Annotated in this window: 11 protein-coding genes; all 11 read left to right on the top strand. The window is 65.5% G+C overall.

The genetic code is table 11. The annotated features are described in order from the left end of the window. The first annotated feature begins 204 nt into the window (after positions 1-204). Positions 205-2,031 carry a phosphogluconate dehydratase gene (gene edd, locus RRX38_RS21285; RefSeq protein WP_295471279.1) on the top strand — a complete coding sequence of 609 codons (1,827 nt, stop codon included), beginning with the start codon at positions 205-207 and terminating at the stop codon, positions 2,029-2,031. Beyond that, on the top strand, positions 2,028-3,038 hold the full coding sequence (locus RRX38_RS21290; protein WP_315960563.1) for a glucokinase: 1,011 nt from the start codon (positions 2,028-2,030) through the stop codon (positions 3,036-3,038). Before edd ends, RRX38_RS21290 begins: the two co-directional genes overlap by 4 nt. A 49-nt stretch (positions 3,039-3,087) precedes the next feature. Continuing rightward, positions 3,088-3,819, top strand: a complete 732-nt coding sequence (locus RRX38_RS21295; protein WP_295471276.1) for a response regulator — start codon at positions 3,088-3,090, stop codon at positions 3,817-3,819. Positions 3,820-3,868: 49 nt separating this feature from the next. Continuing rightward, entirely contained in the window at positions 3,869-5,269 is a 1,401-nt protein-coding gene (locus RRX38_RS21300) for an ATP-binding protein (RefSeq protein ID WP_315962718.1), read from the top strand. A gap of 172 nt (positions 5,270-5,441) precedes the next feature. After that, positions 5,442-6,734 (top strand): ABC transporter substrate-binding protein, encoded by a 1,293-nt coding sequence (locus tag RRX38_RS21305; protein ID WP_315960564.1) that lies wholly within the window; start codon positions 5,442-5,444, stop codon positions 6,732-6,734. A 129-nt stretch (positions 6,735-6,863) separates the two neighbouring features. Then, the gene (locus RRX38_RS21310; RefSeq protein ID WP_295471273.1) at positions 6,864-7,772 is read left to right on the top strand and encodes a carbohydrate ABC transporter permease; all 909 of its coding nucleotides are present in this window, start codon (positions 6,864-6,866) and stop codon (positions 7,770-7,772) included. Continuing rightward, the gene (locus tag RRX38_RS21315; protein ID WP_295471272.1) at positions 7,765-8,595 is read left to right on the top strand and encodes a carbohydrate ABC transporter permease; all 831 of its coding nucleotides are present in this window, start codon (positions 7,765-7,767) and stop codon (positions 8,593-8,595) included. Before RRX38_RS21310 ends, RRX38_RS21315 begins: the two co-directional genes overlap by 8 nt. A gap of 16 nt (positions 8,596-8,611) precedes the next feature. Continuing rightward, positions 8,612-9,778, top strand: coding sequence for a sn-glycerol-3-phosphate ABC transporter ATP-binding protein UgpC (locus tag RRX38_RS21320; RefSeq protein WP_315960565.1), 1,167 nt, complete (start codon positions 8,612-8,614; stop codon positions 9,776-9,778). 155 nt (positions 9,779-9,933) lie between these two features. Next, positions 9,934-11,235, top strand: coding sequence for a carbohydrate porin (locus RRX38_RS21325; RefSeq protein WP_315962719.1), 1,302 nt, complete (start codon positions 9,934-9,936; stop codon positions 11,233-11,235). Between the two features lie 100 nt (positions 11,236-11,335). Next, complete coding sequence (locus RRX38_RS21330; protein ID WP_315960566.1) at positions 11,336-12,187, top strand: D-hexose-6-phosphate mutarotase; 852 nt, start codon at positions 11,336-11,338, stop codon at positions 12,185-12,187. Between the two features lie 451 nt (positions 12,188-12,638). Further along, positions 12,639-14,450 (top strand): allophanate hydrolase, encoded by a 1,812-nt coding sequence (atzF, locus tag RRX38_RS21335; RefSeq protein WP_315960567.1) that lies wholly within the window; start codon positions 12,639-12,641, stop codon positions 14,448-14,450. The last annotated feature ends 6 nt before the right edge of the window (positions 14,451-14,456 follow it).

A 14,456-nucleotide genomic window follows, 5' to 3' on the forward strand; every position in this document is an offset into this window, starting at 1 on the left:
CGATTTGTTGTTTGAATTACAAGATTATTCTCATGAAAATAGAAAACAAGCCTTTTTGGTGGCAATATTTTCATAAACCTACAAATACAAACCTGTAAGGTCCACTGTCATGTCCCTGGTCGTGCCGCTTTCCGTCCTGCCGCAGACCGGTGAATGTCCGCATCCTTTACGGGTAACCATAGACCCGAGCCTGGAGTTCATCACATGCATCCCCGCATTCTAGAGGTCACCCAACGGCTGATCGAACGCAGCCGCCCGACCCGCCAGCGCTACCTGCAACTGATCCGTGACGCGGCCAGCGACGAGCCCATGCGCGCGCGGCTGCAATGCGCCAACTTCGCCCACGGCGTGGCGGGTTGCGGGGCCGACGACAAGCAGACCCTGCGACTGATGAACGCCGCCAACGTGGCCATCGTCTCGGCCTACAACGACATGCTTTCCGCCCACCAGCCCTATGAACACTTCCCGGAGCGCATCAAGCAGGCACTGCGCGAGGTCGGCTCGGTCGGCCAGTTCGCCGGCGGTGTGCCGGCCATGTGCGATGGCGTGACCCAGGGCGAGCCGGGCATGGAGCTGGCCATCGCCAGCCGCGAGACCATCGCCATGTCCACCGCCGTGGCGCTGTCGCACAACATGTTCGACGCCGCGCTGATGCTCGGCATCTGCGACAAGATCGTGCCGGGTCTGATGATGGGCGCGCTGCGTTTCGGCCACCTGCCGACCCTGCTGGTGCCAGGCGGGCCGATGGTTTCGGGGCTGTCCAACAAGGAAAAGGCCGACGTGCGCCAGCGCTACGCCGAGGGCAAGGCCAGCCGCGAGGAACTGCTGGACTCGGAAATGAAGTCCTACCATGGGCCGGGCACCTGCACCTTCTACGGCACCGCCAACACCAACCAGCTGGTCATGGAAGTGATGGGCCTGCACCTGCCCGGCGCGTCGTTCGTCAACCCCTACACGCCGTTGCGCGATGCGCTGACCGTCGAGGCCGCGCAGCAGGTCACGCGCATGACCCGGCAGAGCGGCAACTACATGCCACTGGGCGAGATCGTCGACGAGAAGGCCATCATCAACTCCATCGTCGCCCTGCACGCCACCGGCGGTTCCACCAACCACACCCTGCATATGCCGGCCATCGCCCGCGCGGCGGGCATCCTGCTGACCTGGCAGGACATGGCCGAACTCTCCGACGTGGTGCCGACCCTCAGCCACGTCTATCCCAACGGCAAGGCCGACATCAATCACTTCCAGGCCGCTGGCGGCATGTCGTTCCTGATTCGCGAACTGCTCGATGCCGGCCTGCTGCACGAAGACGTCAACACCGTGGCCGGCCACGGGCTGCGTCGCTACACCCAGGAGCCGTTTCTCGAAGACGGCCAGCTGGTGTGGCGCGAAGGTCCGCTGCACAGCCTCGACGAGAACATCCTGCGCCCGGTGGCGCGGCCATTCTCGCCGGAAGGCGGCCTGCGGGTGATGGAAGGCAACCTGGGCCGCGGGGTGATGAAGGTTTCGGCGGTGGCACCCGAGCATCAGGTGGTCGAGGCGCCGGCGCGGGTCTTCGAGGACCAGCAGGCGCTGGCCGATGCCTTCAAGGCCGGCGAACTGGAGCGTGATTTCGTCGCCGTGATGCGCTTCCAGGGGCCGCGCTGCAACGGTATGCCCGAGCTGCACAAGATGACGCCCTTCCTTGGCGTGCTGCAGGACCGCGGCTTCAAGGTGGCGTTGGTCACCGACGGGCGGATGTCTGGTGCCTCGGGCAAGATTCCGGCGGCCATCCATGTATGCCCCGAGGCCTACGACGGCGGCCCGCTGGCCCTGGTGCGCGACGGCGACCTGATCCGCGTGGATGGGGTCAAGGGAACATTGCAAGTTCTGCTCGAACCGGGAGAATGGGCCGCCAGGACACCGGCCACCGCGCAGATCGACAGCAGCGTGGGTTGTGGCCGTGAGTTGTTCGGTTTCATGCGCCAGGCCTTCAGCTCTGCGGAGCAGGGGGCCAGCGCCTTCACCGCAAGCCTGGAGGGACTCAAGTGAAGCTGGCTCTGGTAGGAGACATTGGCGGGACCAATGCGCGTTTCGCCATCTGGGAGGATGACCGGCTGCACTCGGTGCGGGTATTCGCCACCGCCGATTATCCCGGCCCGGAACAGGCCGTAGAGGTGTACCTGCAGGACCTCGACCTGCAGCGCGGCGATGTCAGCCATGCCTGCCTGGCGGTCGCCGGGCCGGTGGACGGCGACGAGTTCCAGTTCACCAACAGCGCCTGGCACTTCAGCCGTGCCGGCTTCTGTTCGCACCTGAACATCGAACAGCTGCTGCTGGTCAACGATTTCACCGCCATGGCGCTGGGCATGACCCGCCTGGGCGACGACGAGTACCTGACCATCTGCCATGGCAAGGGCAAGCCGGAGCGGCCCTTCGTGGTGATCGGCCCCGGTACCGGCCTGGGCGTCGGCACCCTGCTCAAGACCGGCAGCGGTCGCTGGATGGCACTGCCCGGCGAGGGCGGGCACGTCAACCTGCCGATCGGCACGGCCCGCGAAGCCCTGTTGTGGACGCGCCTGATGGCGACCCACGAGCATGTCAGCGCCGAGACCGTGCTCAGCGGCGCCGGCCTGCTGAACCTCTACCGTGCCAGTTGCGAGCTGGACGCTATCGAGGCGCAGCTCAAGTCGCCGGCGGCGATCACCAAGGCGGCCCTGGAGGGCGACGCGGTGGCGGCGGCGGTGCTGGAGCAGTTCTGCGTGTTTCTCGGCCGGGTGGTGGGCAACAACGTGCTGACCCTCGGCGCCCTGGGCGGGGTGTATATTGCCGGGGGCATGGTGCCGCGCTTCACTGAATTCTTCCGCAACAGCGGCTTTCAGCGCGCCATGGGCGAGAAGGGCGTGATGAGCGACTATTGCAAGGGCTTGCCGGTATGGCTGGCCACCGCTGAATATCCGGGGCTGACGGGCGCGGGCGTGGCCCTGCAACAGGCCTTTGGCGACAGCGATGCCATCGAGCGGCCCGCCGAGGCGGCGGACCTGCCTGGCCAGGCGTAAGGCCCAGAGTGCCCCATAACAAAAACCATGGTTAACAGGGACGACTCTCTTGAGTGCTGCCAACAAGACCATTCTCCTGGTCGACGATGACCAGGAGATCCGTGAGCTGCTCGAAGCCTACCTGAGCCGCGCCGGGTTTCTGGTGCGCGCTACGGCCAATGGCGCGCAGTTTCGCCAGGCCTTCGACGAGGCGCCGGGTGACCTGCTGATCCTCGATGTGATGCTGCCCGACGAAGACGGCTTCAGCCTGTGCCGCTGGGTGCGCCAGCATCCGCGCCAGCCCCATGTGCCGATCATCATGCTCACCGCCAGCTCCGACGAGGCCGATCGCGTCATCGGCCTGGAGCTGGGCGCCGACGATTACCTGGGCAAACCCTTCAGCCCCCGCGAGCTGCTGGCCAGGGTCAAGGCGCTGCTGCGTCGTGCGCAGTTCGGCCAGGAGCGCCCGGCTGGCGAGATCCTGGTCTTCGACGACTGGCGCCTGGACATGGTCAGCCACCGGCTGTTCCACAACGATGGCGAAGAAGTGATTCTCTCCGGCGCCGACTTCGCGCTGCTCAAGCTGTTTCTCGACCACCCGCAACAGATCCTCGACCGCGACACCATCGGCAACGCCACCCGTGGCCGCGAGCCGATGCCGCTGGAGCGCATCGTCGACATGGCGGTCAGCCGCCTGCGCCAGCGCCTGCGTGATACGGAAAAACCACCGCGCCTGATCCGCACGGTGCGCGGCAGTGGCTACCTGCTGGCCGCCACCGTCCAGCCGGGCCACGGCCATTAAGCTGTTCGGCGGGCGGCGCCTGCCGCTGCCGCGCTCGCTGCTCGGGCGCATGCTGTTGCTCACCTTGCTGGCGGTGCTGCTCGGCCAGGCGCTGTCCAGCGTCATCTGGCTGTCGCAGCTGCGGGCCACGCAAATGGAAGGGCTGCTCAACAGCGCGCGCAGCCTGGCCTATTCGATGGCTGCCAGTGTCAGTTACTTCCGCTCCCTGCCGGTCAGCTACCGCCCCCTGGTGCTGGACCAGTTGCGCAGCATGGGCGGTACGCGCTTCGTGGTCTCGCTCAACGAACACCCGCTGGACATGCAGCAGTTGCCCGCCACGCCGCGCAAGGACGCGGTGATCCAGACCGTCGACGACGTGTTGCGTCAGTCGCTGGGGCGGCAGTTGCGCATCGCCGTGTGGTTCGTCGGCCCGGACGACCTGCGGCTGTTCAACAGCGGCCTGAAGCTTGATGAACTGCCGCGCTCCTGGGCCCACTACGCGCTGACCCTGGAGCCGGTCAATCCGCCGGTGCTGGTCACCCAGATCGAAATGGCCCCCGGTGAGTGGCTGTACATCGCTTCGCTGCTGCCCGAGCCCTACACCCTGCTGGAAGATCCCCAGCCACCGGTGCAGCAGGTCTGGTCCATCGCCCTGACCAGCGCCTTCCTGCTGCTGTTCATCGGCCTGCTGGTGCACTGGCAGAGTCGGCCGCTCAAGCGCCTGGCGCGCGCGGCCCGCGACCTGTCCCTGGATGTCGACAGCGCGCCGCAGATCGAAGGCGGCGGCAGCGAAGTGCAGGAGGTCAGCCGCGCCTTCCACACCATGCGCAACCGCATCAGCCGCTACCTGACCGAGCGTGGGCAATTGTTCAGCGCCATTTCCCATGACCTGCGCACGCCCATCACGCGGCTGCGCCTGCGCGTCGAACTGCTCGACGACCCGGCCTTGCAAGCGCGTTTCGAACGCGACCTCGACGAACTGGAGCTGCTGGTCAAAGGGGCCCTGCAGTGCGTCAAGGACACCGACATCCACGAGAACATCGAGCCGGTGGACCTCAACCATCTGCTCGACTGTCTGGTCGAGCCGTATCTGCTGCCCGGTGGGGAGGGGCGGGTGATTGTCTACGGCACTGCGCAGGCGCCGTATGCTGGCAAGCCCCTGGCGCTGCGCCGCTGCATCGGCAATCTCATCGACAACGCCCTCAAGTACGGCCATCGCGCGCATCTGCGCATCGAGGACAGCGACGAGGCCTTCGTCCTGCATGTCGACGACGAAGGCCCCGGCGTGCCGGAGCAGCGCCTGGAACAGGTGTTCGAGCCCAGCGTGCGGCTGGCCTCCAACCAGCCCGGTTACGGCCTGGGCCTGGGCATTGCACGCAACATCGCCCACAGCCATGGCGGCGAGGTGAGCTTGCAGAACATTCGCGACGGCGGCCTGCGCGTCACCCTGTGCCTGCCGCGCATCGACTAGGCGCCTTTGCGGCTGCGGCCGCTTCTGTCGAGATATTCAAACGCTATCAAATGTCACAATTCGGTGACCATCGCGCATCCCTTCGTTACCAAAGAGGAATATCCGCTTGGCTAGACTGCCTTCACGCGCAGGCAAAGATCTGCACCCGCATAACAACAAAAAGGTTGAACCGATGAATTCTCTGTCCCAGCTCGCTGCTGCTGTCGCCCTCGCATCCCTGTTTCCTCTCACCGCCATGGCCGCCGACCCCAAAGGTTCGGTGGAAGTCGTGCATTGGTGGACGTCCGGCGGTGAAAAGGCCGCTGTCGACGTCCTGCGCGCACAAGTCGAAAAAGACGGTTTCACCTGGAAAGACGGCGCCGTGGCCGGCGGTGGCGGTGCCACTGCGATGACCGTGCTCAAGAGTCGTACCGTGGCGGGTAACCCGCCTGGCGTGGCGCAGATCAAGGGGCCGGACATTCAGGAGTGGGGCGCCATGGGCCTGCTGTCCACCGACACCCTGACCGAGGTTGCCAAGCAGGAAAAATGGGACGAGCTGCTCGACAAGACCGTCTCCGATACCGTCAAGTACGACGGCGAATACGTCGCCGTGCCGGTCAACATCCACCGCGTCAACTGGCTGTGGATCAATCCGGCAGTCATGAAGAAGGCCGGTGTGGACAAGGCGCCGACCACCCTCGACGAATTCTACGCCGCCGCCGAAAAACTCAAGGCGGCGGGCTTCATCCCGCTGGCCCATGGCGGGCAGCCGTGGCAGGACAGCACCGTGTTCGAGAACGTGGTGCTTTCGGTAATGGGCGCCAAGGGCTACCACCAGGCGCTGGTCGAGCTGGACGACAAGGCTCTGACCGGCCCGGAAATGGTCAAGTCCTTCACCGAGCTGAAGAAGATCGCCACCTACATGGACCCCAACCGCGCCGGTCGTGACTGGAACATCGCCGCCGCCGACGTGATCAACGGCAAGGCCGGCATGCAGATCATGGGCGACTGGGCCAAGAGCGAGTGGACTGCCGCCAAGAAGATCGCCGGCAAGGACTACCAGTGCGTAGCCTTCCCTGGCACTGACAAGGCTTTCACCTATAACGTCGATTCCCTGGCGATCTTCAAGCTCAACGCCGATCGCAAAGGCGACATCGCCGCCCAGCAGGACCTCGCCCGCGTCGCCCTGGGCGAAGACTTCCAGAAGGTCTTCAGCATCAACAAGGGTTCGATCCCGGTGCGCAAGGACATGCTGGCCAACATGACCAAATACGACTTCGACAGTTGCGCCCAGGCCTCGGCCAAGGACTTCCTGGCCGATGCCGGCAACGGTGGCCTGCAGCCGAGCATGGCGCACAACATGGCCACCTCGCTGGCCGTGCAGGGTGCGATCTTCGATGTGGTGACCAACTACATCAACGATCCGAAGGCCGACCCGGCGCAGGCGGCCAAGAAGCTCGCCGCGGCGATCAAGGCCGCCCGCTGAGTGCCTGATGCAGGAGCGGCCAGGCCGCTCCTGCGCAATGCAGTTCTCCATGCAGTCAGTGACGCCAGCACCTCCTGTGGGGCGCTGCGGCCAGCTGCTGCCTGAAATCGACCCGACCGGATGTTTACGATGAGTTCTGTCGCTGTGTTCAACAAGGCTTCACCGCTCGATGCGCTGCAGCGCTGGCTGCCCAAGCTGGTACTGGCGCCGAGCATGGTCATCGTGCTGGTGGGCTTCTATGGCTACATCCTGTGGACCCTGGTGCTGTCGTTCACCAACTCGACCTTCCTGCCGTCCTACAAGTGGGCGGGGCTGGCGCAGTACGCGCGGCTGATGGACAACGACCGCTGGTGGGTGGCGAGCAAGAACCTGCTGCTGTTCGGCGGCCTGTTCATCGGTATCAGCCTGGTGGTGGGGGTGATCCTCGCCGTCCTGCTGGATCAGCGCATTCGCCGTGAAGGTGCGATCCGCACCATCTACCTGTACCCCATGGCGCTGTCGATGATCGTCACCGGCACGGCCTGGAAATGGCTGCTCAACCCTGGTCTGGGCCTGGACAAGCTGCTGCGCGACTGGGGCTGGGAAGGCTTTCGCCTCGACTGGCTGGTCGATCCCGACCGCGTGGTCTACTGCCTGGTGATCGCTGCGGTGTGGCAAGCCTCCGGCTTCGTGATGGCGCTGTTCCTGGCCGGGCTGCGCAGCGTCGACCAGTCGATCATCCGTGCCGCGCAAATGGATGGCGCCAGCTTGCCGCTGATCTACTGGCGCGTGGTGCTGCCGAGCCTGCGCCCGGTGTTCTTCAGTGCGGTGATGATCCTCGCGCACATCGCCATCAAGAGCTTCGACCTGGTCGCGGCAATGACCGCCGGTGGCCCTGGCTACTCCTCGGACCTGCCGGCGATGTTCATGTACGCCTTCACCTTCAGCCGCGGGCAGATGGGCATGGGCTCGGCCAGTGCGATTCTGATGCTCGGCGCGATCCTCGCCATCCTGGTGCCTTACCTGTACTCGGAACTGCGGAGCAAGCGCCATGCATAACACCTTCTCGTTCAACCGGCTGCTGATCCACGCCGTGCTGCTGCTGGCTTGCGTGCTGTACCTGGTGCCGCTGGTGGTGATGCTGCTGACCAGCTTCAAGACCCCCGAGGACATCGGCAGTGGCAACCTGCTGAGCTGGCCGGCGGTGGTCACCACCATCGGCTGGGTCAAGGCCTGGGACATCGTCGATGGCTACTTCTGGAACTCGATCCGCATCACCTTCCCGGCGGTGATCATCTCCACCGCTATCGGTGCGCTGAACGGCTACGTGCTGTCGATGTGGCGCTTCCGGGGTTCGCAGCTGTTCTTCGGGCTGCTGCTGTTCGGCTGCTTCCTGCCGTTCCAGACCGTGCTGCTGCCGGCGTCCTTCACCCTCGGCAAGCTGGGCCTGGCCAGCACCACCCCCGGCCTGGTGCTGGTTCATGTGGTGTACGGCCTGGCGTTCACCACGCTGTTCTTCCGCAACTTCTACGTGACCATCCCCGACGCCCTGGTGCGTGCGGCGCGGCTGGATGGCGCGGGATTCTTCACCATCTTCTGGCGCATCGTGCTGCCGATGTCGACGCCGATCATCATGGTCTGCCTGATCTGGCAGTTCACCCAGATCTGGAACGACTTCCTGTTCGGCGTGGTGTTCTCCAGCGGCGACTCGCAACCGATCACCGTAGCCCTGAACAACCTGGTCAACACCAGTACCGGGGTCAAGGAATACAACGTAGACATGGCGGCGGCGATGATTGCCGGGCTGCCGACCCTGCTGGTCTACATCCTGGCTGGCAAGTACTTCCTGCGCGGCCTCACCGCTGGCGCGGTCAAGGGCTGACTGAAAAGGTTTAAGCATGGCGACTCTCGAACTGCGAAACGTAAACAAGAGCTACGGCAGCGGCTTGCCGGATACCCTGAAAAACATCGAACTGAAGATCAAGGACGGCGAGTTCCTCATTCTGGTCGGGCCTTCGGGCTGCGGTAAGTCGACCCTGATGAACTGCATCGCCGGCCTGGAAAGCATCACCGGCGGGGCGATCCTCATCGACGGCCAGGACGTCAGCAGCACCAGCCCCAAGGATCGTGACATCGCCATGGTGTTCCAGTCCTACGCGCTGTACCCGACCATGAGCGTGCGCGAGAACATCGAGTTCGGCCTGAAGATCCGCAAGCTGCCCAAGGCCGAGATCGACGAGGAAGTGGCGCGGGTGGCGCGGCTGCTGCAGATCGAGCACCTGCTCGAACGCAAGCCGGCGCAGCTGTCCGGTGGCCAGCAACAGCGTGTGGCGATGGGCCGGGCGCTGGCGCGGCGGCCGAAGATCTACCTGTTCGACGAACCGCTGTCGAACCTCGACGCCAAGCTGCGCGTCGAGATGCGCACCGAAATGAAACTGATGCACCAGCGCCTGAAGACCACCACGGTGTACGTCACCCACGACCAGATCGAGGCCATGACCCTGGGCGACAAGGTGGCGGTGATGAAGGACGGCATCGTCCAGCAGTTCGGTACGCCGCGGGAGATCTACAACGACCCGGCCAACCAGTTCGTCGCCAGCTTCATCGGTTCGCCGCCGATGAACTTCATTCCCCTGCGCCTGCAACGTCGCGATGGCCGCCTGCTGGCGCTGCTCGACAGCGGCCAGGCGCGCTGCGAGCTGCCGTTGGGGATGAACGATGCGGGGCTGGAAGACCGTGACGTGATCCTGGGCATTCGCCCCGAGCAGATCGGCCTGGCCAGCGGTGAGAGCCAGAGCCAGGGCCTGCCCAGTGTGCGCGCCGAGGTGCAGGTGGTGGAGCCCACCGGGCCGGACACCCTGGTGTTCGTCAACCTCAACCAGACCAAGGTCTGCTGCCGCCTGGCGCCGGACCAGGCACCGCAGGTGGGCGAAAGCCTAACCCTGCAGTTCGATCCGGCCCGGGTGCTGCTGTTCGATGCGGCCACCGGTGAGCGCCTCGGCGTGCTGGGCCGTGCCGCCGGGGCCGAGCGCGGCGGCAACGTCACACAGTTGAGCCGCAAGTGATCCTCCGCGGCTGGCCGGGCTGCCAGCAGCCAGCCGTGGTTGCAACCAAAGGAAGTCGCAAGACCCAAAGCAATAACAATAAATCGAGGACCAGAACAATGAGCAACAGCAAAGCGCAATCGCGTCCACGCCTGAACTGGGCGCACAAGCTGTCGATGGTCGGGGCCATGGCCCTGGCCGGCAGCGCCCAGGCGGCCGACGCCTTCAGTGCCGATTCGCCCTGGATGACCGGTGACTGGGGTGGGACGCGCACCGAGCTGCTGGACAAAGGCTATGACTTCTCCCTGGAGTACGTTGGCGAAGCGGCGAGCAACCTCGATGGCGGCTACAACGACAACACCACGGCACGCTACAGCGACCAGTTCGCCTTCGGCCTGAAGGTCGACCTGCAGAAAGCCTTCGGCTGGCACGACGCCGAGTTCAAGCTGGCGATCACCGAGCGCAGCGGGCGCAACATTTCCAACGACCGCATCGGCGACCCGCGTGCCGGTACGCTCAGCTCCTCGCAGGAAGTCTGGGGCCGTGGCCAGACCTGGCGCCTGACCCAGATGTGGATCAAGCAGAAGTATTTCGACGGTGCCCTGGACCTCAAATTCGGTCGCTACGGACCGGGTGAAGACTTTGCCTCCTTCCCTTGCGACTTCCAGAACCTGACCCTGTGCGGCGCACAGACCGCCAACTACGTGAACACCTGGTACAACTGGCCAGTAAGCCAGTGGGGCGGTCGGGTCAAATACAACCTGACCCCTGAGGTCTATGCACAGGTCGGCGTGTTCGAGCAGAACCCCTCCAACCTGGAAATCGGCAACGGCTTCAAGCTCAGCGGCAGCGGCACCAAGGGTGCACTGATTCCGGTCGAGCTGGTGTGGACGCCCAAGGTCAATGCGCTGCCCGGTGAATACCGTGTCGGTTACTACTACAGCACGCCGAAGGCTGACGATGTCTACGAGGGCGCCGATGGCCGTCCGCAGCCGGTGTCGGGCGGCGACTTCAAGACCCATGGCAGCAAGCACGGCTTCTGGGTCGCAGGCCAGCAACAGCTGACCACCCACAACGGCGATGCGTCGCGGGGCCTGAGCGTGTTCGCCACGGTCACCATCCACGACAAGGACACCAACTACATCGACAACTTCCAGAACCTCGGCCTAGTCTACAAAGGCCCGTTCGACTCGCGGCCCAAGGATGACATCGGCATCGGCGTGGCGCGCATCCACGTCAACGATGACGCCCAGGATCGCCGCCGTCTGGTCAACCAGCTCAGCGGCATCAGCGACTACGACAACCCTGGCTTCCTGCCGGTGCAGGACACCGAGTACAACTCCGAGATCTACTACGGCTTCCATGTCACCAACTGGCTGACCGTGCGTCCCAACCTGCAGTACATCCGCCATCCTGGCGGTGTGGACAAGGTGGACGATGCGCTGGTCGCGGGCCTGAAGATCCAGTCCAAGTTCTAAACGCGTTCGTGTGTGCTTGCGGGCAGCCTGGCTGCCCGCTTTTTTTGTGCGGGTGACGGCCCATGGCCGGCGCTCGCGGTGAACCGATCGGGACAGGGCGATGGACGAACATCCTTTGCAGCGATTCTTCAGCGCACGCCGGCCGCGTGCGACGTTCGAGTGGGAGCGCTACCAGGCCCATGAGGTGCTGCTGATCGATCACCCGCGTTGCCAGGCGGCGTTCAGCCGCCAGGGCGCGCAATTGGTGCATTTCCAGCCCCGCGATCAGAAGCCCTGGTTGTGGTGCGCCACGCACTGGCCGGCGGTGGGGGCGATTCGTGGTGGCGTGCCAGTGTGCTGGCCGTGGCATGGGCGGCACCCGGAGGAGAGCGGCTGGCCGGCGCATGGCTGGGCCCGGCTGCTGAACTGGAAGCTGCTCGACAGCCAGACCGAGGAGCACGGCGTACGCCTGCACTGGCGCCTGCAACTGTGGGACTGGCAGGCGGATCTGCACGCCGAGCTGGGCGATACCCTGCGTCTGGACCTGAGCACCCGGCACCAGGACAGCGAGCCGTGTCATTTCAGCCAGGCCTTGCATGCCTATTGGCGCATCAGCGATGTCAACGAAGTGGCCCTGCAGGGCCTGGATGGCGCGCCCGGTTATGACCAGTTGCGTCGCCAGACCTGCCGGCAGAGCGGCGAACTGCGCGTTCAGGGTGCCTGCGAGCAGGTCTTCGAGCACGAAGGTCGCGTGCGCCTGCAGGACCCGGGCTGGCAGCGCGGGCTGAACATCGATGTCGACGACAGCCCCAAAACGGCCGTGTGGCACCCTGGCAAGCGGCCGTTGCTGGGCCTGGGCGGCAACGAGGTGCAAGGCTTCGTACGCGTCGAAGCGGCCGGCAGCCACGGTCTGCGGCAAGGTCTGCAACCGGGCGAACAGGCTCGCTTGAGCCTGCAGGCCAGCCTGGCCTGAGCCCGTTATAAGCGGACCGTACTTTGTCCGGCAGAAGCGGCTTCCGCCGCGAAAAGCTTTCCGGCTGAAGCCGGTCCCACCGGCCACTGCCCGGCACCGCGTGCCTCTGCGAAATTGTGTTCACCCGGCAGAAGCGGCTTCAGCCGCGAAAAGCTTCCCGGCTGAAGCCGGTCCCACCGGCCACTGCCCGGCACCGCGTGCCTCTACTAAATCGCGTTCAACCGGTAGGCGCGGCTTCAGCCGCGCACAGGTTTCCATCGGGTCAGGCCAGGGCGGCTGTTGCACCGCATTCAGGCGTGCTGCGCGAAAAGCGTGCGCCATCGAGGCCGCGACAAGGGGGCGAAAAGCCCGCGAAAATTCGCTAAATATATGAATTTATTAGGTAAATGAATTCTGGCATTGCCCTTGCTCTGACGATTCCAAACTTGGATACAAGATGGAATCTCAGTGTATGTCCCCAGCACCCGTCGCCTGCACCCTTGCTGACTGGCAAGGTTTCTACCGTAACGCTCAACAGCCCCGCGAGCTGCTCCATGCCCTGCTGGGCAGCCTGAGCCAGGACGATGCCGCCTGGATCACCCTGGCCAGCCCGGCGCTGCTGGAGGCCCAGCTCGATGCCTTGCAGGCACGCCTGGACGCGGCGGGTGGCAACCTGGACAGCCTGCCGCTGTACGGCGTGCCGTTCGCCATCAAGGACAACATCGACGCCGCCGGCTGGCCGACCACTGCGGCCTGCGAGGCCTTCGCCTACGTGGCCGAAGCCGATGCCACCGTGGTGCAGCGCCTGCGCGCCGCCGGTGCGGTGCTGATCGGCAAGACCAACCTCGACCAGTTCGCCACTGGCCTGGTCGGCACCCGTTCGCCGTTCGGTGCCGTGCCCAACAGCTTCAATCCCGACTACGTCAGCGGCGGCTCCAGCTCGGGTTCGGCCAGCGTCGTAGCGCGCGGCCTGGTGCCGTTTTCACTGGGCACCGACACCGCCGGCTCCGGGCGCGTGCCGGCCGGCTTCAACAACATCGTCGGCCTCAAGCCGACCAAGGGCTGGCTGCCCAACACCGGCCTGGTGCCGGCCTGCCGCTCGGTGGACTGCATCTCGGTGTTCGCCCTGAGCGTCGACGACGCCGAAGTGGTGGCCAAGCTCGCCGGCGGCTATGACGCCGCCGACCCCTACAGCCGCCAGAACCCGTACCGCGCGCCAGTGGCCATTGGCGCCGCACCGCGCCTGGCGGTGCCCGACCGCCTGGAGTTCTGCGCCGATGAGCAGACCCAGGCGGTCTTCGAACAGGCCCTCAAGGACCTGCAGGCCCTGGGTGCGCAGCTGGAAACCATCGACTTCAGCCCGTTCCGCACCCTGGCCGAGCAGCTTTACCAAGGCCCCTGGGTGGCCGAGCGTACCGTGGCGGTCGAGGGCGTCGACCCCGAGACCATGGACCCGGTGGTGCGTGGCATCGTCGAGGGCGGCAAGCGCTACAGCGCCTGCGATGCCTACAAGGCCGAATACCTGCGCGCCGAGCTGTCGCGCCAGATCAACGACAGCCTGGCCGGCTTCGATGCCCTGGTGGTGCCGACCTCGCCGACCATCCGGCGCATCAGTGAAATGGCCCAGGAACCGGTGCTGTTCAACAGCCAGTTCGGCACCTACACCAACTTCACCAACCTGGCCGACCTCTCGGCCCTGGCCGTACCGGCCGGCCTGCGTGGCGACGGCCTGCCGGCCGGCATCACCTTCCTCGCGCCGGCCTGGCACGACCTGGCCCTGGCCAGCCTGGGCAAGCGCTGGCAGCAATCCCTGGACCTGACCCTGGGCGCCACCGGGCGCCGCCTGCCGACTCCGGCACCTGTGGTGCAGGCGCCGGGCAGCGTGCGGGTGGCGGTGGTTGGTGCGCACCTGACCGGCATGCCGCTGAACTTCCAGCTCACCAGCCGCGATGCGGTGCTGGTGGAGCAGACCCTCACCGCCAGCGACTACCGCCTCTACGCACTGCCCGGCACCGTGCCGCCCAAGCCGGGCCTGGCGCGCAGCCAGGAGGGCAGCGCGATCATCGTCGAACTGTGGGACATCCCGCTGGCGCGCTTCGGCGAATTCGTCGCGGAAATCCCGCCACCGCTGGGCATCGGCAACCTGCAGCTGGCCGACGGCCGCTGGGTCAAGGGCTTCATCTGCGAGCCGCTGGCGATCCAGGGTGCCCGTGACATCACCGCTTTCGGCGGCTGGCGCGCGTTCATCGCCAGCCAATCGGCCAACGCCCCGCAACGCGCCTAAGGAGCC

Origin of the sequence: Pseudomonas sp. DTU_2021_1001937_2_SI_NGA_ILE_001, assembly GCF_032463525.1 — a bacterium.
Classification (GTDB): Bacteria; Pseudomonadota; Gammaproteobacteria; order Pseudomonadales; family Pseudomonadaceae; genus Aquipseudomonas.